Source organism: Mesorhizobium sp. M7A.F.Ca.CA.001.04.2.1 (assembly GCF_003998485.1).
In the GTDB taxonomy this organism is placed as follows: Bacteria; Pseudomonadota; Alphaproteobacteria; order Rhizobiales; family Rhizobiaceae; genus Mesorhizobium; species Mesorhizobium ciceri.
In genome coordinates this window covers 1,648-3,553 of the sequence record NZ_RZQT01000244.1, presented here as the reverse complement: position 1 = coordinate 3,553, position 1,906 = coordinate 1,648, and the positions used below count along the sequence as shown (strand labels likewise).

Sequence of the window (1,906 nt, the reverse complement as noted above, 5' to 3'; positions counted from 1 at the left end):
GGAATAGGGGAATAGGGGAATAGGGGGGCCTGCCTTCGCTACTCGCTTGGGCCAAAGGCCCTACAAAAAATCTCCTCCACCTTTCGAACCTTTTCCTGCGCCGCGCCGACTGATGGTCAGAGGCGAATGGGTCGCCTCGATCAAAAGATCCAGGAGATCATCATGTTCAAGCGCACTCTTACCTCGGGCCTCGTCGCCATCTTCGTCGCCACCGGCGCGCTCGCCGGCACTGTCGGCACGTCGTCAGCCCACGGCATGCATGGCCATCATCATCACCACCACAACCATCACAAGAAGCACTTCAAGAAGTTCTGGTGGAAGCACTACAACCACCACCACAACCATCACCACAGGCACGGCAGGGTGATCATTTTCCTTTGATGGAGGGACCCAATTCCCCAAGAGGGCGGCTTCGGCCGCCCTTTTTGCGTTCGGCGATCACCTTGTGAAGTAGGGCGGCAAAGCTGCTGATCCCCGGCAAGCTACGGCATGCACACATTTCCAAGCAACTGCTCTTTGGCGATAGAGTGCATGGCAGCTTGGCGCATGAATTGCCTATGCGGCGCTGGTCCCGCTCCGTCTCGGCTTCGCCGAGCCACCGCTCCCCCGATCGACGGGGTAGAGGGAAGGCGCCAAGCTTTTGCCGTCAACGCTCGCCCAGCAACGCTCCTTACCTTTCCCTCCGGGGGGGGAAAGGTAGCGCTGCGAAGCAGCGACGGATTGGGGGACCCACGCGGCAATCGGCCTCGGGCCGATTAGTCACCCCAGTCATAGCGGGTATGTGCATGGCGTAGCCCCAGCAAGTGGGGGAGATTGGCCGCATCAACGTCCTCTCCAATCTCTTCCAGTCGCCGTCAGCGTGGACCTCGGTCCATCCGATTTCCCGGATCTCAGAAAAATCAAAAAAGTTCGAACCTTTTTCCTGGCTGCGACGACAGATGATCAAGAGGCGGATGGATCGCCTCGGTCAACGAAGCAAGGAGATCGTCATGTTCAAGAACACACTCGTTTCCGGCCTTATCGCCACCGCCGTCGCCGCCGCCACGCTGGCCGGCACCGTGCAGCCTTCGGCCGCCCACAGCCATCACCACAACCGCGAAATCGGCATCGGCATTGCTGCCGGCGTCGGCGGCTTCGTCCTCGGCAGCCTGCTCGCCCAGCCGCGCACCGTCTATGTCGACGAAGGCGGTGGCTCGTGGCATGTCCGCCGTTGCTACGATCGCTATGCCAGCTACGACGCGGACTCCGATACCTATCTCGGCCACGACGGATACCGCCACTATTGCCGTCTCTGAGGGGAGGACCCGTTCAGCAACAGAGGGGCCCATGCGAGCCCCTCTTCTGTTGTCTGGATGGTAGCGGTGCGTGCTCCATCGGCCGATTCAGCGCAGAACTGAAGGGATTGGTCCGGCGACAGATCGGACAGTGTACAGAGATTTTCCGAGCGTCTATCCTGGACCGCGAACGCGGGGAGAGACCCTTGGACGAGCAGGACCCCAGGGAAGACCTGGTCGAAACGGTTTTCCGCAACGGCACCGTCACCACCGTCGGCATCCTGCTGGCGTTTTCGCTGGGCTTCATCACCCATTGGGCCGCCAACCCGATCCCGTGGCAGACCTACCACCTTGTCGCCGTCCTGCCGATCCTGGCCGGCATTGCCTTGCAGATGCGGGCGCTCTCGCTGCTGCTCGACACGAAATGCCTGCAGCGGCGCATCTATGAACGCGCCAACCGCATCTTCATGGCCGGCCTGATATTCACCGCCTGCGGCGTCGGCATGGCCATCCTTCTCGATTTCTTCGATATCGCGACCAGGAGCGCGCTGCCCGGGGCGGGCTGATCAGCCGGCTCGCACGCCACCGATCATCCTGGTCACCTCGGCTGCCGCATCGCGCACCAGCGGGCC

Annotated in this window: 3 protein-coding genes; all 3 read left to right on the top strand. The window is 61.8% G+C overall.

Annotation, left to right across the window (positions count from 1 at the left end; genetic code table 11):
• Window positions 1–162: 162 nt before the first annotated feature.
• Window positions 163–381, top strand: a complete 219-nt coding sequence (locus EN955_RS33965; RefSeq protein WP_013531393.1) for a hypothetical protein — start codon at window positions 163–165, stop codon at window positions 379–381.
• Between the two features lie 608 nt (window positions 382–989).
• Window positions 990–1,295 carry a BA14K family protein gene (locus EN955_RS33960; RefSeq protein WP_013531394.1) on the top strand — a complete coding sequence of 102 codons (306 nt, stop codon included), beginning with the start codon at window positions 990–992 and terminating at the stop codon, window positions 1,293–1,295.
• A gap of 185 nt (window positions 1,296–1,480) precedes the next feature.
• Window positions 1,481–1,840 carry a hypothetical protein gene (locus EN955_RS33955; protein ID WP_013531395.1) on the top strand — a complete coding sequence of 120 codons (360 nt, stop codon included), beginning with the start codon at window positions 1,481–1,483 and terminating at the stop codon, window positions 1,838–1,840.
• Window positions 1,841–1,906 lie beyond the last annotated feature (66 nt).